The organism is Pseudoalteromonas gelatinilytica (assembly GCF_001641615.1).
Classification (GTDB): domain Bacteria; phylum Pseudomonadota; class Gammaproteobacteria; order Enterobacterales; family Alteromonadaceae; genus Pseudoalteromonas; species Pseudoalteromonas gelatinilytica.
In genome coordinates, this window is record NZ_LRRU01000010.1 from 12,118 (window position 1) to 33,838 (window position 21,721).

Here is a 21,721-nt window from a genome sequence, read left to right on the forward strand (position 1 = left end):
ACCCGTTAATTCTACGGGTAGGTTGGTTTGAGCGCAGCGAAACCCAACATAAACAGAGCTATCAGCTTTCAGCCGTCAGACGTCAGTTGATCAGAGCGATAGGCTTGACCTAGAACCTAGAACCTAGCACCTAGCACCTTTACCCCGCTAACTCGCTAACTCGCTAACTCGCTAACTCGCTAACTCGCTAACTCGCTAACTCGCTAACTCACATCTAAATCCAACTCCTTGATATCTTTCCTAGTTATTCATCCCTAAATTGGGAAATGATTATGAATGTTAGCTGAACTGAACTACGCTTGATTAATAACTAATAATAAATGTGTAGATTTAGGGATGATCCGTTTTTTTATAGCGCTCTTAGTAGTTCTGTTTTTACCTTCAGCTTGGTCTGCATTTCATAATTACGATATTGATGATGGTCTATCGCAAAGTGTTGTGTTCGATATTGTGCAAGATCAGCAAGGTTTCATGTGGATTGCAACACAGGCAGGCTTAAATCGCTTTGATGGCAATGAATTTACTGTATTCACAGCATCTGATGAGGAAAATAGCCTAGCGAATAACTATATCTATCCGTTGGCACTTGATAGCGAATCACAGCTATTTATAGGTACTCGAAATAGTGGTGTAAACCAACTCGCATTACATAATTATCAATTTTCTGAGCCGCTTTTAAAAGAGCGCCGTATTACCAGTTTATTGGTGGCGCAACAGCAAGTTTATATTGGCACTTACGACGGCAGCCTATTTCGTTACGATAAGCGAACAGAGCAACTTGAAACCTTAATAACAGGGTTAAAAAAGCCTATTTATGCGCTATCAAAAATCGCTGACATACTTTGGATAGGAACGCATGGAGCTGGGTTACTTCATTATGATCTTATTAATAAACAACAAATTAATACTGTTTTTTCTGGCTTTGCTGAGCCAGTAAATATTCATGCCAGTATCTTTGCAATCAAACAGGCCGCCGATGGCAGTATTTGGTTGGCAAGTCAGGGCGGCGGTTTATATAAGATTGAGCTTAGTACCAAAACAATAACGCAGTGGTTAACTTCTAATGATGATAATTCTGGGCTTAGTAGCAATGAAATTCGTGATATTGAGTTTGATAGCCAGGGCCGAGTTTGGCTAGCAACGCGAGGCGGCGGAATTAATGTTTACAACCCCATTGATGCAAGTTTCACCGTTTTAGCGCATGACCCGTTTGATAAATATAGTCTTGCCCATGACCGGGTATATAGTATCTATCGAGACAGTAGTGACATCATGTGGTTTGGTACTGCACATGGGATCAGTAAGCTCGACCCCGCATCATTACAATTTAGTAAGTTAAAAAAGCCAACGCCACTTTCAAGTAACGATGCGTGGGCGTTATTTGAAGACTCAAAGCAACGTATTTGGTATGGCAGCTGGGGTGGCGGTATCGATATTCTTGATCAGCAATTAAATCGTTTAGATCGCATAACCACCGAAAGTTCACCGTACTCAATAAGCAGTAATGCAATTAAAGCCATCGCCGAAGATCGTAATGGCGATATATGGATTGGCAGCTGGCAGCAAGGGATTGATGTTTTGCATACCGATGGCAGCATCAGTCACTTTCGAGCAGATGAAGGTGAGCATGGCTTAACTGAAAACAGTATATATGCCCTTTTAGTTGATGAGAAAAATAATGTTTGGGTCGGCACGAATGGAGGAGGACTGTTTTGTTTTGATAGGAAGCGTGGCAAATTTATTAGTTTTGCACAGCCTGTAGCTAGTACACAACTGGTAATTCCAACGGCGCGGGTGACGAGTTTATATAAAACCTCGCAAGCAGATCTGTGGATAGGTACAGATGGTGATGGGGCTTATCATTACAATGCTGCAACCGATACCCTCACTAATTATCGTAAAGGGGACCTGGCTTTATCTGATAATACAGTGCGTGCATTTTTAGAAATTGACCAGCAAATGTGGCTCGCAACGTCGAACGGCTTAAATATTATTGATTTGAGCAACCAGCAAGTTCATCAGTTTAATGTCGCTCAAGGCCTTCCTAATCAAGTCGTTTATGCGTTGTTAAAAGACAACGAAGATTGGGTCTGGCTAAGTACTAATAACGGTCTCGCTAAAATAGATCCTGCAACCATGAGCATTAAAAACTATAAAGCTCGCCATGGCTTACAAGGTAATGAATTTAATGCCGGTGCTTATTTAAAAACCCGTGATGGCCGCTTGATGTTTGGTGGCACACAAGGGGTTAGTGTGATTAATCCTGCTGACCTTGAAGTTAATACTATTGGTGGGCAATTAGCGCTTACCAGTTTGCAATTTGATGATGAGAATGTGGTAAATCAAGGTGAAGGTCGTTTAGGCAGTTTATATCAAATAGAAAAAAGCCGTACAGTGACTATTCCTGCGGGCATAAAACGGGTTCATTTCCAGGTAAGTTATCTGCACTACTCTGAGCCGCAAACTAATCAGTATTCTTATCAGTTAGCTGGCTTTGAGCAGCAATGGCGCAAGGTAACTGGCCCGAATTTGGCTGTTGACTACACTAACCTTCCTGCAGGTGAATATCAGTTGATTGTAAATGCCAGTAGTGAAAATGGTGCTAATGCACTTACCCCATTACTGTTAAACATAACCGTTCTTGCTCCTTGGTGGCAAACAAGTGAGTTTTATCTGTTAACAGTTATGCTGATGTTGGCGATGGTGTGGCTATTCACAGTGCTTTGGACTCGGCGGATTCGCCAACAAAAATATTATCTGGAGCAAATCGTCACCGAGCGCACTGACGAAATCGCAGAGCAAAAAATGCTAATCGAACAGCAAGCTGATGCTCTGAGTGACTCACTCGAAAATAAAGTGCGTTTTTTCACTCATGCATCTCATGAATTACGCACTCCTTTGAGTTTGTTGATTGCGCCGTTGCAAAAGCTAATCGCAGATGAACGAAATACTGAAAAGCGTGAGCAATTGAACTTGGTATTGCGTAATAGCCGGCGCTTAGAAAACTTGGTCGATAAGCTATTAACCTTGACTCGATATGATGAGCGCCATGAAGAGATTATTAAAGTAGTGTCATTATCGGCAATAGCCAGAGAGGTCGCGGGGCAGTTTGCTGTGTTAGGTGAAAAGTCCATCGACTTTCAGGTTGATATTGAAGAGGCTGTATTTATTGAAAGTACCCGAGAAGGAGTGATCACGATTCTTACCAACCTATTAAGTAATGCCTTTAAATATACTCAACAAGGTCAAGTCAGCTTAACCGTAAGCGCATCAGGTGAGCTTGCCAACATAGAAGTAACAGACACAGGCAAAGGCATCGCAGACGCTGAAAAAGACAAGGTGTTTGATACATTCTACAGAGTAAGTAGTCATGCAAATGTAGAAGGCAGTGGCGTTGGTTTAGCTATCGTTAAACGTTTGGTCGATAAATACAAAGGCACTATTATGCTGGCAAGCCGTTTAGGAGAAGGAACCAGTTTTAAACTCGCCTTTAAAACTGCACAATTTGCAGATCAAGTTCCTGTCGATAACACAAGTCTAAAGTCAAAAGTGAGTCATGACAAAGCGAGTGTACTAATTATTGAAGATAATGACGAGTTGCGCCATTACCTGAAAACCGAGCTGCAACACCGTTATCAAGTATTATTAGCTGAAGATGGTCAAGCCGGTTTACAAATAGCGCTGAGCCAAGTACCAGATTTAATTATTACTGATTTAATGATGCCAAAGGTCGACGGCTTTACTGTGTTAGATTCATTACATAATTCGCCTGTTACATGCCACATTCCAGTGATTATTTTGACCGCTAAGGGCGACTATGAGACCAGAGTAAGTAGTTTGCAACAGCATGCATTAGATGTGATCACCAAACCATTTGATAGAGAAGAGCTATTTTTAAAAGTTGAGAATTGGATACAGTGGGTCAACTTATACTCTCAGCAGCAAATTTTGGCTGTACCAGAACATGTGGAGGATGAGCAATCAATCGCGGTTGATCCTCGTGACAAACAGTTACTTGAAAACCTTGAACGGTATGTTGCCGAGCATTACCAGCAACAAGGCTTCTCTATGATGAATTGTGCGAAAGAGTTAGCGCTTAGTGAGCGTCAATTACAACGTAAGTTAAAAGTGTTACTCAACATCACACCCAGTGAGTATTTACGTAATTATCGACTGAGTAAAGCTGCTGAATTACTAAGGCAAGGGCGACAAATAAGCTTAGTAATAGACGATGTGGGCTTTTCTTCACGTTCCTATTTCTCTAAATTTTTCAAAGCAAAATATGGTATGACGGCGAAAGAATATCAATGCTATTATGTATAACTCGTTGTTTATTATTGAAATGTCGTATTTGAGTACATTTTTGTCGGCATTCAGCATACTTATTTCTTGTAACTAATCTACCCTTGAACCTTAACGAAAAATGAATCGCTTTGATGGGATCTCTGGTGTTCATATTTGACGGGCAAACATGACTGAACTCAGATTATGGTTAAGGACGACACTGAGATCCCGCCTTTATTTCATGTTCAAAATAGGTTTTGCTTCCCTTGAGTTATGGCAACTGTGTAAGCAGTTGCCTCTTTTTAGGGAAATACAGCACTCAATGTAAGGATTAGCATGATGAGCCCCCCTAATTTTCACTCCATAAAGTATTTAAAACAATTATTACTAGCGACAAGTCTTGTCGCTTTAACCGCTTGTGGTGGAGGCGGTGGAGGTGGTGATGACGATGATGATACCCCTCCTGTCGCGACAAACAAAAATCCCACGGTATCTATTAGTAGTGATAGCAGCGTAACAGAAGGCGGCGAGTTAGTCCTACAAGCGACGGCAACAGACAGTGATGGCACAATTGCAAGTTATGCATGGCAGCAAACATCAGGTCCAGAGTTAACACTTAGCGGAAGCGATACAAGTAAACTTACGATCACCGCACCAGAAATTGAAGAAGATGCAGATGTTGCTGTTTCATTGACTGTTACTGATGATGATGGTGCTACCGCCACAGCTAAGGTAACGATTGAACTGAAACGTAAAGTGCTCAGTGTAACGATTACCGGTATTGTAACGGATGAGCCGATTATTAACTCAAGTATAGTGGTACAAATTGGCGACGAACAATTTGCGATTACCGCTGATGCAGAAGGTCGCTATAGCGTAAACATTGAGGTTGATGACTCAGATGCCGCTGAACTGGTTAAGCTGGTGGCGCTAGGTAATAACGCCATTGACCCAGGTGTTGAGTTTGTATCCCAGTTGAAATCAATCGCAACGCTTATTTCACAAGCGGGGGCAGATGGCACATTAAGCAAAGATGAAAACTTCGGTGTAAACATTACTAATGTTAGTACTGCAGAGTTTGCACTTTTAAGCCGCGATGGTACAGACATCGACTCTGAACAGGCATTAGATGACGCTTTGCTCGCCGTTGATGCTGATGAAAAACTGCTACTTGCAGCGTTAATCAAGATCATTGTCGATAATGATGACTATGAACTACCAGAGGGGGTCGATACGACCCTTGATTTAATATCCAGTGCAGAACAAATTGATGACTTTATAAATACAGTTGAAAGCCAAGATCCTGGATTAATCGACAGTACAAAAGAAGAGATTAAAGATGATGATGAACTCGTTGATCAAACAATCAATAATCTTACTGGCAATTATTTATTAATGCAGCCGCAATACTATCGCACCTCAGTTGGGCAGTTTGAGTTTAATACTGATGGTAGCGGATATGTTAGTTTGCTGGATGTTGATACTGACTTTAGTTGGTCGCAACAAGATCAAGACATCACGATTACACTAGCTGAGCCGGCATTGATGAGTTGCTTTGTGATTACTGATGCAAACAATGAACAGCAAGATGCCTGTGAGTACTTAGTTGAGTTAGATCTAACGATTCTTTTAGAGAACGACGCAAACAGAACGGTCGAATTTTTCCGCAAAAGCGAAACTCGCCTAACCAGTTCAGATGTCGTGTATAGAACCACAGAATCGAATTATAACGCGACCCTTATTGAACAACAGCAAACACTTGCTGTGACGGCTGATGAACTTATTGGTACTTGGGTTATAGATAACTTAAGTGAGTTTGGTGGTTACAGTAGTGCTGTCAGCATTGAGCTAGTTTCTGGTGGTACAGGGACGCTCACAGATAATGATAACGCGCCTGTTAGTGTGGCTTGGCAAGTTGATGGAAATCAACTACTAATAACCAATAGCGCAGAAGATATCAGTTATGACATCGCAATTTGGCTCGTTAAAAATGTACAAGTTGGCTATCAATTTGCGGCATCACTTGAAGCGAAAGCTGATGATAGCTCGCGTACTGTCACTGGTTTAATGGTGAAGGATAATCAGCTTTCATTTACTAAAGCTGATCTATTGGGTAAATGGACTGTTTATCAGGGCTATAACTCACCACAAACAGACCTTCATTATGATGTGTATGATGATGGTTTAATGAATTTTAACTTGAATCAGAACTTCCGTTCATGGCAAGTGAGTAGTGAGGGAGTGTTCTTACGCCACAACTATTATACAAGTAATGGCGTTCAACCAATCTGCCCTGAAGGCGAAGTTTGCCAAGTATACAGTGAATTCTCGCAGCGATTATTAGCGACTAATAATGGCCAAAACTTTACCTATCGCAAATATCGCTTTTTTAACTACGATGGTTCGGAGCGTGTCGAAGATTATTCATCTCACCTACGTAATTTTTCTGTATCAGATGAGTATGGGGTAACCAAATTCGCACCTTATTGGTTAGAAGAAAACGCAAGTTATGATGATAATGGCTACCCAATTACAACTAACTACATTGAACTCTATACAGCAAGAGAGCTCGGTGTAGAAACCATTAAAATAGCGACTATTTATGATGAGATGACGGCTGAGTATAGCCATCAAATCACCTTTACTTATCTTGGTGTGGTCAATCAATACGACTACAGTTTAGCATCAGGCAAGTTACTATTTGGTAGCATGCAAGCAGAAGTGAGTGATTTTGATCGACACTTCTTAACCATTTGTGTTTATGAGCAAGCAGGTACATGTACTGAAGATGCTAAACAAGCGTGGTACTTTGATAAGGCAATGGCTGAAGAGCAAGTTGTTATAGAGCGCCCAGCAACGGATCATCCATTAGATGGGGCTTGGCAGCTTGCTGATGAACCTGATGTTGCGGTGATTATTCGTGACGGAAAGTGGTTACAAATTCAAGCAATGGACGACCCTGATGACGATACCGCATTCCCAGGCTATGAAATTGGTGATTTTACTTGGAATGAAACAACAGGTGCATTTGTTGTCACTATTACAGAAGATACCAATGGTAGTTTTGGTATTGATGATGCCGGTAGTATCGTTGCCAGTGTTGATAGGGATACGCTGACATTCGATATTGAAGGTGAGGGTATTATCACTTTAAGTAGAATCTACAGCGAATCAAATCCGTTGATAGGGGGTTATACATATGGCTCTTACGATGGTGATTTCTTTATTGGCGTATTTAAAGAAGATGGTACTTTCTTAGAACTTGCTCATGATACAGAGTTTAATGAGTTAGGTATCTCAGGTGGTTACTATACCTATGATCCAGAAACTCAAAAAGTAGAGGTTGATTTCTATGTGAAAACCTATGGTGATCCCATTGAACAAGCTGACCCTTACTTTATTGTTAAACCACAAGGTAACTTTATGCAGTTTAAAGATGGCGATGATTTTGGCCTCTTTGAACGAGTGACCCGAGTGATTGACCAAGCAGCCTTTACTGAAGCAGATCTCGTTGGCTCACATGTATTCACTTTTATGGCGGATGATGGCAGTGGTTTAGAAACCTCTAATGTCGTTATAAGCAATGATGGTACTGCAACATTTGAATTAGATGGTGAAGTACGCTCTGCAGAGTGGGTATTAGATCTTGGGTCGTTGATGATGTATAGCGAACCAACAGCTACACAAAATTATGGCTACGGTGTCATCATGACGCCTGTGATAACCATTGATGGTGGCTTTAGTGTAGCGACGCTAGGTTTTGAAGTACCTGAAATCTATGATGATAATGATGATCCCGAACTACATACTTTTGTATCGGGCAGTTTAATTAAGCAGTAATTTTCTGAGCCTAGTAGCAGCAATGCTACTGGGCTTTTTTGAGGAGTTAGTTTATGAAAGCGTTATATTTCTCAGTATTACTTCTTACCCTTAGTGGGTGCCAAACGATGGATGCAATGCAAGAAGACATTAGCGATTTAAGTAATAGTTTGTTTTCAAGTGAAGATATGAGCGAAGAATCACAAGATGCATTCTTAAAAGCACAAGAGGCATTTTATGAAGCCGACAATGTTCGTAAGAAACATGCGCAATTAAATGCTCAAGAACGAAGCTTATGGGTCGAGTTAGAAGATGATTACAACATCTTATTAGCTGCGCCAAGTAAAGCCACTGAGAAGGAATCTTACTTTTCAGACTCCACACTTGCAGACAGCGTTATGATGCAGAGTTTAAAGTTTATTGAGCTGGTCGAAAAAGGCGAGTAATCGAAACTTCGCTTAAAAGATTGAAAAGTTTATGTTACAACGACACTAACATTACTTTTTAGTTACAAACATGACTGAACTTTACCATTGGTTTGATTTAATCGGCGTAGCCGTGTTTGCTGTTTCTGGAACGCTATTAGCGTACGACAAAAAAATGGATGGCTTTGGGGTTGTTGTGTTAGCCACAGTCACTGCTATCGGGGGGGGGACTGTGCGCGACGTAATTTTAGATGTACCCGTATTTTGGCTACATGATCAAAGCTACTTCTGGGCTATATTACTTTCTGTATTTGTTACCACTCGTTTAATCAATAAACAGCGATCGATTTCACTCAATGCACTACAAGTGGCAGATGCTTTTGGTTTAGCATTTTTTGCGGTGATGGGCGCACAAAAAGCCATGCTCGCAGGCATGCCTGATACCACCGCAATTATTATGGGGGTGATCACAGGCTGCTTTGGTGGCGTTATCCGTGATGTGCTCGCTGGAAATATGCCGATGCTATTAAAGGGCGAGCTCTATGCTATCACCTGTATCGCAGGTGGAATTGTTTACACGCTAAGTATCTCACTGGGTTTCGTGACCGAAATGGCCATGGTATTAGCCATGCTAATGACCTTATCACTGCGTTTAGCTGCAATGAAATGGCAGCTGACATTACACGTTTTTAAATATCCCGACTAAGCTTAACCTAAGGATGAATGATAGGGACATCATGGATCGTGTCTTTAGCTAGAATATTTTCACGTGCACAAGTGGGCGTGCAAGCTCCTGAAGTAATTGTAGAAGTACACTTAGGAAACGGCTTACCTGCTTTTCATATCGTTGGCTTGCCTGAAGCGTCAGTCAAAGAGTCAAAAGACAGAGTGCGTAGCGCACTCGAAAACTCACAGTTTGGTTTTCCAGATCAACGAATAACCGTCAACCTTGCGCCCGCTGATTTACCTAAAGGAGGTGGCCGTTTTGACTTGGCTATTGCTGTGGGTATTTTAGTCGCCTCAGGGCAAATAAGCTGCCCTGATATTCATCGTTATGAGTTTTACGGAGAGTTGGCTTTAAATGGTGAGGTAAGAGGGGTAAATGCTATTTTGCCTTCGGTGTTAGGAGCGAAAGAGCAGGGTCGTTGTTGTTTCTTACCCGCTGAAAACGATAATCTCGCAAGCCTTGTTTCGGGCGTTTCTCGAAAAGCTGTTTACTCCTTACAAGATGTCTGGAATGACTTATTAAATCAGCAACCTCTGCCACTTAATATTAGCTACCCAGAGCAGCAGTCGCAGCGCGAATCACTGCTTGATTTAAGTGACGTGAAAGGCCAACCAGGTGCCAAACGAGTACTCGAAATAGCCGCTGCTGGTGGCCATAATTTATTGTTTCTTGGCCCTCCAGGTACTGGCAAGTCAATGCTTGCCCAGCGTATGCCAACGATTATGCCAACCATGTCGGATGATGAAGCAATTAGTACTGCTGCGCTATATTCGATAATTGGTCAGTCAGTTGATTTATCTAATTGGCGTGAACGGCCCTTTAGAAATCCACATCATACTTGCTCTGCTGTTGCCCTTGTTGGTGGCTCTTCGAACCCTAAGCCGGGGGAGATCTCCCTTGCTCATAATGGCGTATTGTTTTTAGACGAGCTGCCCGAATTTGAGAGAAAGGTGCTCGATTCACTGCGTGAACCAATGGAAACGGGCGTGGTGACTATATCGCGAGCGGCCCGACAAATGGAATTTCCATCGCAATTCCAGCTAATCGCCGCATTAAACCCTAGCCCCACAGGAAGCCATACTGATAAGCGTGCAACGCCAGATCAAGTATTGCGGTACTTATCTCGGGTGTCTGGACCATTTATCGATAGGATTGATTTACAAATTGAGCTGCCGAGACTCACCAGTAGCCAATTACAGAGCACGCAAGTAGAAGAAAGCAGTGAACAAGTAAGAGCCAGAGTCGAAAGAGCTTATGCAATTCAACTTAACCGACAAGGCAAAGTGAATGCGCGCTTGAACAATAAAGAAATGAGTATTCATTGTGAGTTGGCAGCAGCTGAGCTGCAGTTTTTAGCAAAAGCCAGTGAGAAACTGGCGTTATCACCACGCTCGTATCATCGCATTATCAAGGTTGCACGCACAATTAGCGACTTGAAAGCACAGCCAGCAATTACCTTAAATGAATTAAAAGAGGCGCTGAATTATCGCGCCTTTGAACGGTTAATTAGCCAATTAACGCAGTACTAGCAAGCTTGCTAAATAGATAGCATGTAGCCTTTGCCGCGAACGGTAACGATACGTTTTTGGTCTTTTTCATCGCTTAACTTTTTACGTAAGCGGCCAATCAGCACATCAACGGTACGATCACTTGGGCTCCAGTCAGGCTGGCCAATTTCTTCGGAAATTTTTTCACGTGATGTCGCTTTACCGGCATTTGCAATAAGGCAAATAAGTACCTTGTGCTCTGCTTCGGTCAGACGTGATTCTTCACCATTAGGGGTGATCAAGGTGCGGTTATCTGGGTGTAGTTTAAAGTCGGCATATTCAATAAACTCTTCACTCTCATCATCTTGCTGAGAGCCTTTTATGCGCTTAAAAAGAGCGCGCATTCGCAGTTCGAGTTCAAGTAAGTCAACCGGCTTGCAAATGTAGTCATCGGCACCTTGTGCAAGACCAGCAATACGGTCAGCTTGCGAGTCACGACTAGATAGCACAATAACGCCAATATCCGTCAGTGCATTAAGTTCTTTGGCAAGCAAAAGCCCATCGCGTTTTGGTAACACAATGTCGATAACGGCTAAAGAAATTGCTTCTTTTGATGACGCACGCGATTGCACAATGCTTAATGCATCGGCCCCCGTTGAATCTACCTCAATATTAAACTCAGTTTCTTTAAAATGATTAAGAATGCGCTTAACGAGTAGTTCGTCGTCTTCAACCAATAAAACTTGAATAGTCATTCGCTTTAATTTCACACTTGATTTGTTGTTATGTTAGCACTGTATGGCAAAGGCTGAGAAGTGTCATAGCGAGGTTTGTAACTATTTCTTACAATTTAATGGCTTAGCAATAGTTGAAAAGAATGACAGCTGAGCACTCACAGCGTGCCCAGCCAAATGATTAAACTACTTTTCAGGATAAAGGTATTGCCACCATTGTGGCTGATCTTTTAAGTTTTTATCGAAATAAGCCAACATGGTATTCCACCAGTCGAAGCGTTTATCACGAGCAAAAATTTGGTGATCTGCACCTTTGTACTCAATCAGGTCAACATCTTTACCTAATAACTTTAATGCCGTGTACATATTGTGGCTTTCACCAACCGGTACGTTGGTATCTGAATCACCATGAAGGAGTAATAACGGCGTTGTTACTTTGTCAGCATGAAAAACCGGGCTGTGTTGGCTGTAAAGTGTAGGATTGTTCCACGGGTAGCTATTTTTAGATGCTTCAGCTGAGTATAAGTAACCCCACCAACCTTGACCCCAATACGAGGTGATATTTGAAATCCCTGCATGGGCAATCGATGCACTGAAAATATCCGTTTTAGTTGCGAGTAGCATGGTCATAAAGCCGCCGTAAGAGGCCCCTAAATTACCCACACGTTTGCTATCTACAAAGTTATATTTATCTAAAAAGGCTTTAGTACCGTCGATGATATCGTTGGCAGTGTATTCACCCCATGCGTTGACGTGTTTAGCTGAGAACTCTTGGCCAAAGCCTGTTGCGCCAGTAGGTTGCACAACGTAAACAACATAGCCATGCTCAGCCCATAAGTTAAACGGGTAACGGCCTGTAAAGCCACGAGTTACTGGCGATGTACCACCATAATAATAAACCAGTGCAGGGTATTGTTTATTGCTATCTAAATCATGGGGTAAATAAACTCGCCCCTTTATTTCAATGCCATCTTTATTAGTAAAGTTAAACTCTTCCAGTGAGGCTACTTGCGTATTTTCATAGCCAATTGGTTTAGAATCCCACACTACTTTAGCGCGACCCTTACCTAAGCTGAGTTGTTTTAACTGCTGAGGTGTTGACGCTGTGGTGCCGGTAACCAAAATGCGTGGGGTACGCTCGTTTGAGTAGCTAAATTGCTCCACAACATCAAAGCCCGTATTCACTTTATTAAAACGCTTTTTGCTCAAGTCGAATTGATAAAGTTGTACGGTATCTTGCTCGGTAACTTTAATAAGCGCATCACCGTTTTCAAGCACATTTAACTGGCCGATAGCCGGGTTAAACTCTTTACTTAGTGCACTGGTTTTTTTACCGTCACGGCTTAGCAAATAAAGTTGACCGTCATAGTTATTAGCAAGCATACCTTCAGGAAGGTTACGACCTAAGCCATTGTTAAAATCTGGACCGGCAGTGACATAAATTCCGTCGTCAGTATATTTAGCTTGATTAAAGGTATTGTATTGACCAAGTACCGTGATAGCCGATGAAGCTAGGTTTAGCTCAACAAGCTCTGTTGCTGGCTGTGGTGATAGCTGCATTGCTTGTGCTGAGCGGCTCATCAAAACGTGGCCGCTTTTAGCGTCAAAATCTTCAAGTGAATGGCTAAGCGGGCCTTGGCTTAATATTTTGCTTAAACCAGTTGCGATATCGAGTAAATAGACTTGCGACGTGGTACGAGCATAAGACCAACGGTCTTGCAGGCCTTGGTAATGCTTAGTGAGCTTGCCATTGTCTGTTGGAGACTTCGACCAACTAAAAATTAAGCTGTTGTTATCGAAAAACTGAAAGCCACTTGCACCCGCGAGGTTTTTAGCAATGACGCTAAGTTGCATGGTTTTCAGGTTTAAACGTTTAAGCTCGCCATTTAATAAATACACTAAGCTTTTGCTGTCTGGGCTCCAAGTAATGTTACTCGGTTGGGCTGATTCAAAGCGATAAAGCGTATTGCTTTTTGCGTCTTTAAGCTCAGTAACATATTGCGCTTGATTAGCGGTTGCATCTTCGTAATGACGTTGGCTGGTAATGAAGTAATCGCCATTTGGTGCCATTGAAATATAACTGACCGTTGGCGCATCGAATAATTGCTTAGCTGACAAACCGTGTTGTTGTTTAGCACTAAATTGCACTGCATCTAGTTCAGACTTAGCCGTAAAATCAAGCTCAACCTCATTCCAGTTAGCTACTTGCTCAGTGATGATAACAAACTGGTGATCGCCTTGGCTTAAAGCTAGCTCATAGCTTTTATTTTTTTCTGTTTGCTTTTCACCATCAATAAATAGCTGCGCGTTTTCAATGCCTTTAAGCGTTAATGAGCCTTGGCTAAAGCGTGCAGTTGAGGCGGTAAATTTGAGTGCCTGTAAACCACCAAGTGTTAGCGCACTCACTTTGTCGAATGATTGCCAGTCAAGCTCATTGCCAAATACGCGTATGCTATCGCCGCTTTTTTGCAAGCTAGGTAATAGGTTAGCAATAATGGCATCGCGATGATCCGTTTGATATGGCTTAAGTTGCATATCTTCGCCAAGAGGGCCAATAAATTGCACCGCTGATTTATCAATGGCAGCGGCCATTGCTGTATTACTTAACGCACATAACGCTAATGCACTAAATGTTGTTTTTAGCTTGGCTGATTGGCTTAGCCAAGTAGTTGAAAGTGTCATAGTTTCGCCTGTTGAAGGTAATTTAAACCAATATAGCACGCTGCAAATTACCCAAAAAGTGCTCTGCGTTAGATTGCAGTCGGGTTTGAGCTTGTGGTTTTCAATTGCTATGGTGAGCAGGTTAACTTTTTTAAGAGGGCTCAGCGTGACATTGCTACTTGTTTATATGTTTGTTGCCATTGCGGTTTCGTTTTTGTGCTCAGTGATGGAAGCGGTACTGTTAAGTATTACGCCAAGTTATGTTGCGATGCTAAGAAAGCAACAACCGCAATTAGCAAAGCGGGTAGGTAAACTCAAAGACAATATAGACCAACCGTTGGCGGCAATACTCACGTTAAATACCATAGCGCACACGGCGGGTGCCGCTGGCGTTGGCGCACAAGCTGCAGTGGTGTTTTCAGATGCTGCGGTTGGCGTAGCCTCCGCAATTATGACGTTATTGGTACTGGTGCTTTCTGAAATTATTCCTAAAACATTAGGGGCTAATTATTGGCGAGGATTAACACCCATTGTTAGTGTGAGCTTAATTTGGTTAGTGTTTATTCTAAAACCCTTTGTGTGGTTTGCTGACATTTTAACGCGCTTTTTGGGGCGTAATTACGATGAAGCCTATTATATTCGCCAAGAGATTGAAGCCATGGCTGATATTGGCACTGAATCAGGAGCCCTTGGGCAAGATGAATCTGAGATCATACGCAGCCTGCTGCATTTTCGTCATGCCAAACTCGATACTTTAATGACACCACGTACGGTGCTTTTTAAAGTCCATAAAGATTTAACCGTAAACCAATACTTGTCGGAGCATGGTTCTTCTTCGTTCTCACGGGTATTGGTTTATGACAAAAATGGTGATGATATTATTGGCTTTGTGCATAAAAATGACATTATGCTGGCTTATCATCGTCTGGGTGAAGACTATAAAATTAGCAAGCTCGTTAAGCCTATTTACACCGTACCAGAAACCTTGCATGTGCCGACCTTACTCGAAACCTTACTGTCTGAGCGTACGCATATTTGTTTAGTCGTGGATGAATACGGTGATGTTCAAGGTATTGTCACCCTTGAAGATTTAATTGAAGCATTAATGGGGCTTGAAATTGTTGATGAGCATGATCAATCAGCCAATATGCAAAAAGTCGCCAAACAGCGTTGGCGACAGCGTTTAGCATCGAGTAACACCATCGTCAGTGACGATAAGCGTAAACCTTAGCGGCGATGCCCCGCTGCGGTTTTGACCATTTGCCGCCATGAGAGTGACCAATTTAAAAAGTCTTCTTTGGCTTTTGGACGGCACAGCAAAAAGCCCTGCATTAAAATAAATTCTTTGTAGCGGTCGAGGTATTCAAGTTCTTCAACGCGTTCAATGCCTTCGGCCACAATAGCGAGATCTTCTTGTATCGCTATATTCACCAAGCTACTAACAATCACTTGGGAAAACTGATCGGTTTCAATATTACTGATCAGGGTGCGATCGATTTTAATTTCGGTAAAGGGTAGTGTTTTTAGCTGCTGAACATTAGTAAAGCCAGTGCCAAAATCATCTAGTGAAATACCAAAACCGCGCATTCGTAAGCGGTTGAGTGATTCAAGTTGCGATGCACTACGCAGCGCATACTGTTCGGTAATCTCTAATATAACTTCACTAGGCGTGAGCTTGTTAAGGTGCAGTATTAAAGCCAGTTTATCTGGACAACTTAAGTCCTCAAGCTGCGAGGGAGATAAGTTAAATGCGAGCTTTAAGTTAGGATCAAACTGCTCTTTAATTTCTGCAAAATCGTTAGTGGCCTTTTCAAATAATTGGAAAGTAATAAGGTTTATTAAATCTAGGTCTTCAGCAATACAAATAAAGCGATCAGGTAAAATTATTTCGTCTTCTTGGCTTGTGTTGATGCGGGCAAGTACCTCAATGCTTTCAACCCGATTATCATGGCGATTTATCTTAGGTTGATAAAACGGAATAATCTCATTATGACTGATGGCATGTAGTAACAATGACTCAGAAATAGGGGTTTTTGTACGCTCAACATGAATAGCAAAGTGCTCAAGCTTTTGCAGTAGTAAGTACACTTGATTAAGTTGCACTGGTTTAGTGACGTTACCAATTAAGTGAGCGTTATGCTTACGAGCAAGGTCTGCTGCAAGGTCAATGACTTTAGGGTCCATCTCAGAAATTATGGCAATTGCACCTTGGTATTTCATGGCGCCTAAGTGACGAATAAGCTCCATGCCATCCATATCTGGCATATTGAGATCGGTAAAAATGGCATCAAAAAAGCGAGGGGCTTTTTTAACTTTTTCTAAGGCTTCTTCTGCACTTAGGCAGGTTGTAATGTGTGGAACCTCAAGCTCATTCAAGATGGCATGCATAACAATCAGGATAGCTTTTGAGTCATCCACTACGAGTATGTGTCTATTTGACTTAACCATATTCACTCCTTGAACAAGAACGCTATAGTTAAAAGTAGTAGATAAACCCTATTTAGTCATGTTTTTTGCTTGTTTTATAGTGCGAAAAATACACAGTCTTGTACCTAAAGGAAATTCGTAATTTTGCAAGGTCTCAGTATAATAGCCGCACTTTTTATTCGTATTTATAAGAACTATGGTCAGACTTCAGCTGAGTCTCGCAGACGAAACCTTTATTTTGCATTTAAATGGCTCACAGTTAATTCAGCTTTTTCATCATCAACAAGCAATTGCTTTCGATAACCCAGAGCCAGAACTTTATGAATTTGATTTTCAGGGGCAACGCATTGGTCTTGATACCAGCAAAGTGCACGAAAAAAGCTTAGCCATTTTTGTTAATCAGCAGCAGGTGAGCCAGCTTGCTTTACCGGAGTTACAAGAAGCCGAACCCAAACGCGGCATTATTGGTTTGCTGGCACTGGGCTTTAAATTATTTAAAAGTGCAAAAGTAGTTAAAGCGGCTTTAGCGGGTGCTTCGGTGGCAGGCTATGCTTGGTTATTTTCTATTGAATTTGCCTTGATGCTAATTGCTTGCTTGGTGGTGCATGAATATGGTCATGTACGTGCGATGAAATACTTCGGCATTAAAACTAAAGGTATTTACCTTATTCCCTTTGTCGGTGGTTTGGCTGTTTCCGATGATAAAATTACCACGCGATGGCAAGACGTAGTGATCTCACTCATGGGGCCTGCTTTTGGCTTGATTACCTCAGTACTGGGAGTCGTGCTTTACTACGCCACTGAAATGGAAATATTCGCTGGTGTGGCAGTACTCAGTGCACTCCTAAACCTCTTTAACTTGTTACCTATTTTGCCCTTAGATGGCGGCCATGTACTTAAAAGTATAAGTTTTTCTATGCGGTCATGGATAGGTCTAAGTGTGTGTTTATTAGGTGTGTTATTTGGCTTGTGGCTGAGTTATACCTTTGGCTTGATGCTACTGGTGTTCTTCTTATTTGTAGGGGCTCTTGAAATTATCTTTGAATGGCGCGGACGTCACTATTCACATCTCATTCCTCTTGATACATACGGGCAAGGCTTTTCAGCTGTAATGTACGCACTGGTTGTTGCAGGTCATGTCGCGGTAATGATGCACTTTGCCGATTCAGAAAGCGCAATCCTAAGCTTACCAATGAAGATTCTAGCAAGTTAAATAATGCTTAAGATTAAGCCGGTATTTTTGTTTAGGCACTAATCAATTCTTACTTGTAATTGCCCTAAGCTACACACTCAAAAATTTGTTAAACTCATGGTTGGATTATTTACTTAAAGCAATCATGAGTCGCAAAATTACCCCCGTTATTCTTGCTGGTGGCATAGGTTCTCGTTTATGGCCTTTGTCGCGTAAAGCGATGCCTAAGCAATTTTTATCTTTGCTTAGCGAAAAGTCACTCTTACAGAGCACGCTTTTACGTGTCGCTGACTCGCGATTTAATGCGCCGATTTTAGTTTGTAATGAAGAACATCGTTTTATTGCTAAAGCGCAAATTGCAGAAATCACTGATAGCTTTACGTTGCTTCTTGAGCCCGAAGGTAAAAATACTGCACCGGCGATTGCGTTAGCGGCTGAATTTGCATTGCAAAATGGCCTAACGGATCCCTTACTGGTGATGCCTGCTGATCACCACATTAGTGACTTTGAGAAGCTTATTGCCTGCTTAGATAATGCTATAGCACTTTGTCAGCAACAACAGTTAGTGACTTTTGCTATTACTCCCACAGAGCCTCATACCGGCTATGGGTATATTCGCCAAGGAGAGCCGTTAGCCCATAAAGGCTGCTTTAAGGTGGCTGAATTCAAAGAAAAACCAGCACTGCAATTAGCCAAAAAGTACCTTGCCAGTGGTGACTATAGCTGGAATAGTGGCATGTTTTTATTTCTGCCAGATGTGTATTTAAGCGAGCTTACTCGCTTTGCACCAAAGATTGCTGACAGTGTCGCCAAAGCTGCAAGTTTCACTGCAGATTTAGGTTTTCAACGGCCTGTTACTAATTCGCTCGCAGCATGCCCCAGTGATTCTATTGATTATGCTATTTTGGAACGTAGCGCTAACGTTGCTGTTATCCCTGTTGATTTAAATTGGAGTGACGTAGGTAGTTTTTCAGCGCTGTCGAAAATCGCTGAAAAAGACCACCATGGTAACTATTTAGCCTCGCAAGGAGTGAGTTTAGATAGCGAAAATAATCTACTTATTAGCGAAGCTGATCACACCATTGCGGCGCTCGGTGTGAGTAATCAAGCCATTATACATACTCATGATGCCACCTTAGTGGCAGATAAAAGTGCACTCGATAAGCTCCCTGATTTACTTAAACAGCTTGCTTTGGTTGATAGTGACAAATTGACCCATCACCAAGCGGTATTTAGGCCTTGGGGTAACTACCGAACTTTAATTGAAAGCACCGGCTTTAAGGTGAAAAAAATAATTGTAAACCGTGGTGCAAAACTCTCAACTCAGCGCCATCAACATCGTGCAGAACATTGGGTCGTCGTATCAGGAGTCGCAAATGTCCGAGTTGGCGATAACGAATTTGAATTAACAGCTGACCAATCTTGTTATATTGCGGCAAAGCAATTACATAGCCTTGCTAATCAACAAAACACACCGCTGATCGTTATTGAAGTACAAACCGGTGCGATACTAGATGAAAGCGACATCGAGCGTTTTGATGATAGGTATGGCAGAGACTAGCTGGAAGCTCTGAGCCATAAGTTTTAAGTAGATTAAGCGGGTTGTTTTCTTTCTGTTCACAGGAACTAATTGTTGCTTGAGGGTAAACTGGATTTAGTGTGTCCTAGCACCTAGCACCTAGCACCTAGCACCTAGCACCTAGCACCTAGCACCTAGCACCTTCTATCATTTCCCCAATGCTTTATCTAGCTCTTCTCTAAGGCGTGGGCCCTTTAGGTTTTCAGCCATGATTTCGGCAACTTTTGCATTGCTACTATTTTCAAGAGCGGTAATGCGTTCTGCTAAATCACTGGCATAACTGTTGTTGCCGTCTCTTGTGGCACGGAAAAATTGGCCGATGAGGGCTGTGGCAGAAATATTGCGAACATAGTCATTATCGTCAGTTTGTAACAGCTTTTGGAAATGCTCAGCGAGCTTAGGTGAGACGTTATTTTGGCGAGATAAATTCTCTAATGTACTGACACGAATCTTAGGATCATTAGTGTATTCGCTAATGCTTATCATGGCATCGATTACTGCATTTGCTTGGCTGTCGTCCAAGTCGCGTCTGAGCATGCTTAGGGTCATTTTTAGTTGCCCGTAGGCTGCTAAGCGCTCATTTTCTGATTTGCTCAAATTGAGTAAGGTAGCAAGTGCTTCATTTATTGAGCTGTCGGCATATTGTGGGTCTGCTTTGATGCGTTCTCGGTAGTCATCAGGTAAATTACTTAGCCAGCCAAGCGCCGGATTTCTCTTCTCAATTTCGGCACGTCGCTCGTTTTCTTGCTTTTCTATCGCTTGTTCAACTAATGTTGCTAGCAGTTCGGGATCAATGGCTGGCGCTTGATTTTCAAGCTCATGAATGCGTGTTTCGAGATCTAAAATATAGCCATGTAAGGCGACTAGGTTTTCTCTATCTTGTTCTGGAATGGCCAGCTTTTTTAAGGTGGGTTTTGCCTGCTGAATCGCGACAGGCTTGTCCGTCGAGATTGATTTTGTGTGGCTATAAATAGATAAGCCCAGTGCAATGCTTGCAAATGCCAGCGCAGTATTCCCTTGCCAAGTTGACATATCACATCATCCAAGTTGCTTTGTAATATCAGCAGATTAAAACAAGCCATTTGTATTATCAATTACTTATGATGATAAAAACAAAAAGCGCAGCTAGTTAGCTGCGCTTTTAAAGAGAGTTTATGTCGATTAATGGGCTTTTGCGTATGCTTCAGCTTGTTGCCATACACGAAGCATATTGCCACTTAAAATCTTTTTAATGTCTTTATCGCTATACCCACGGTCCATTAGACCTTGCACTAGGTTAGGATAGCTAGATACATCTTTTAAGCCAGTAGGTAGAGAGTCGCCGACACCATCGTAATCTGAGCCAATGCCCACATAATCGATGCCAATTAGCTCAACGACATGATCGATGTGATCAAGTACTTGTTCTAAGCTTGCAAATGGAAACGGGTTTTTAGCGCGATAAGCAGCATCAAAATCTTTACTTAGCTTAGTACCGTCTTTTTTCTTTTCAGCCTTTGCTGATTTAAGTTGATCGTACCAAGAGCCTGCTTGAGCTGTAACAAAGCTTGAACCGAAGTTAATTTGAATAACACCACCATTCTTTTTAAGCGCTAACAGCATATCGTCGTTCATATTACGCTCAAAGCCTGGGGTGTATTTACGCAGTGATGAGTGTGAAGCAATCACAGGTACTTTTGAAATTTCCATCACTTGATAAAACGCATCATCAGAAATATGCGATACATCAACCAGCATACCAATGTTATTCATTTCTTTTACCAGCTCTTTACCAAATGGGCTCAGGCCTTTCCACTTACGACGAATATCATAAGATGAATCAGAAATGTGGTTACTCTGCGAGTGGGCTAAAGTGATGTAACGTACGCCACGCTCATAAAAATGCTTAAGGTTCTTAATGTCGCCTTCGATAGGTGAGCCGTTTTCCATACCCATAGCAATCGACATTTTGCCTTGTTTAAACTGCGCTTTAATATCAGCAGTAGAGTCTGCAATAGCGAACTTATCTGGCGCGCGTTGCACAATCGCTTCCATCGAGTCGATCAGCTGATTTGCTAATTGGTAGCTTTTACCTTTGCCTTCAAATTCTAGGTTTGCAGGAATATAAATTGACATGAAAGGGGCATTCAAACCACCTTGCACAGCACGCGGGTAATCGAAATCACCGTCGCTTGTGGCTTTTGTTACGTCAGCCCACTTGTTATGAATACGATAAGGCACATCGATATGGGTATCGATTAAAATAGTGTCTTTTGCCAGTTTAATGGCTTTATCTGATGCAGTAACCTGATCTGCGCTTGCTTGGCCAATCAAGGCCAAAGAAACAGCGGCAACCAATGAGCTTAGTTTTTTCATTTTTAATGGCTCTTTAAGTTAAAAAGCCATT

Annotated in this window: 13 protein-coding genes; 8 read left to right on the forward strand and 5 right to left on the reverse strand. The window is 42.0% G+C overall.

The window, feature by feature from the left end:
- The first annotated feature begins 336 nt into the window (after nt 1-336).
- The 5 genes from NH153_RS04655 to NH153_RS04675 all read left to right on the forward strand — a co-directional run bounded on the left by NH153_RS04655 (nt 337) and on the right by NH153_RS04675 (nt 10,784).
- Nucleotides 337-4,323 carry a hybrid sensor histidine kinase/response regulator transcription factor gene (locus tag NH153_RS04655; protein ID WP_063701501.1) on the forward strand — a complete coding sequence of 1,329 codons (3,987 nt, stop codon included), beginning with the start codon at nt 337-339 and terminating at the stop codon, nt 4,321-4,323.
- A 297-nt stretch (nt 4,324-4,620) separates the two neighbouring features.
- The gene (locus NH153_RS04660; protein ID WP_156503615.1) at nt 4,621-8,124 is read left to right on the forward strand and encodes a PKD domain-containing protein; all 3,504 of its coding nucleotides are present in this window, start codon (nt 4,621-4,623) and stop codon (nt 8,122-8,124) included.
- 53 nt (nt 8,125-8,177) lie between these two features.
- Nucleotides 8,178-8,549, forward strand: a complete 372-nt coding sequence (locus tag NH153_RS04665; protein ID WP_062564682.1) for a hypothetical protein — start codon at nt 8,178-8,180, stop codon at nt 8,547-8,549.
- A 70-nt stretch (nt 8,550-8,619) separates the two neighbouring features.
- Entirely contained in the window at nt 8,620-9,234 is a 615-nt protein-coding gene (locus NH153_RS04670; RefSeq protein WP_063701506.1) for a trimeric intracellular cation channel family protein, read from the forward strand.
- A gap of 38 nt (nt 9,235-9,272) precedes the next feature.
- Entirely contained in the window at nt 9,273-10,784 is a 1,512-nt protein-coding gene (locus NH153_RS04675) for a YifB family Mg chelatase-like AAA ATPase (RefSeq protein ID WP_063701508.1), read from the forward strand.
- 8 nt (nt 10,785-10,792) lie between these two features.
- On the opposite strand, the gene NH153_RS04680 is transcribed toward NH153_RS04675, so the two are convergent.
- Together NH153_RS04680 and NH153_RS04685 are read right to left on the reverse strand one after the other, a co-directional pair.
- Nucleotides 10,793-11,497, reverse strand: coding sequence for a response regulator transcription factor (locus NH153_RS04680; RefSeq protein ID WP_063701510.1), 705 nt, complete (start codon nt 11,495-11,497; stop codon nt 10,793-10,795).
- A gap of 165 nt (nt 11,498-11,662) precedes the next feature.
- Nucleotides 11,663-14,158, reverse strand: a complete 2,496-nt coding sequence (locus NH153_RS04685; RefSeq protein ID WP_063701512.1) for an alpha/beta hydrolase family protein — start codon at nt 14,156-14,158, stop codon at nt 11,663-11,665.
- A gap of 145 nt (nt 14,159-14,303) precedes the next feature.
- Between NH153_RS04685 and NH153_RS04690 the strand changes: the two genes are divergently transcribed.
- Entirely contained in the window at nt 14,304-15,368 is a 1,065-nt protein-coding gene (locus NH153_RS04690) for a hemolysin family protein (protein ID WP_063701644.1), read from the forward strand.
- Here NH153_RS04690 and NH153_RS04695 read toward each other — a convergent pair.
- A complete protein-coding gene (locus NH153_RS04695; RefSeq protein ID WP_063701514.1) occupies nt 15,365-16,585 on the reverse strand; it encodes an EAL domain-containing response regulator in 1,221 nt (406 codons plus the stop codon). The two genes, NH153_RS04690 and NH153_RS04695, sit on opposite strands and share 4 nt — an antisense overlap.
- Nucleotides 16,586-16,760: 175 nt before the next feature.
- Here NH153_RS04695 and NH153_RS04700 point away from each other — a divergent pair, with 175 nt between their 5' ends.
- A complete protein-coding gene (locus NH153_RS04700; protein WP_063701516.1) occupies nt 16,761-17,777 on the forward strand; it encodes a metalloprotease in 1,017 nt (338 codons plus the stop codon).
- Nucleotides 17,778-17,901: 124 nt separating this feature from the next.
- Nucleotides 17,902-19,317: a mannose-1-phosphate guanylyltransferase/mannose-6-phosphate isomerase gene (locus NH153_RS04705; protein ID WP_205630226.1), complete on the forward strand. Its 1,416-nt coding sequence runs from the start codon at nt 17,902-17,904 to the stop codon at nt 19,315-19,317.
- Between the two features lie 165 nt (nt 19,318-19,482).
- Here NH153_RS04705 and NH153_RS04710 read toward each other — a convergent pair whose 3' ends face one another.
- Nucleotides 19,483-20,367 carry a hypothetical protein gene (locus tag NH153_RS04710; protein WP_063701518.1) on the reverse strand — a complete coding sequence of 295 codons (885 nt, stop codon included), beginning with the start codon at nt 20,365-20,367 and terminating at the stop codon, nt 19,483-19,485.
- Between the two features lie 129 nt (nt 20,368-20,496).
- Nucleotides 20,497-21,690, reverse strand: coding sequence for a dipeptidase (locus NH153_RS04715; RefSeq protein WP_063701520.1), 1,194 nt, complete (start codon nt 21,688-21,690; stop codon nt 20,497-20,499).
- Nucleotides 21,691-21,721 lie beyond the last annotated feature (31 nt).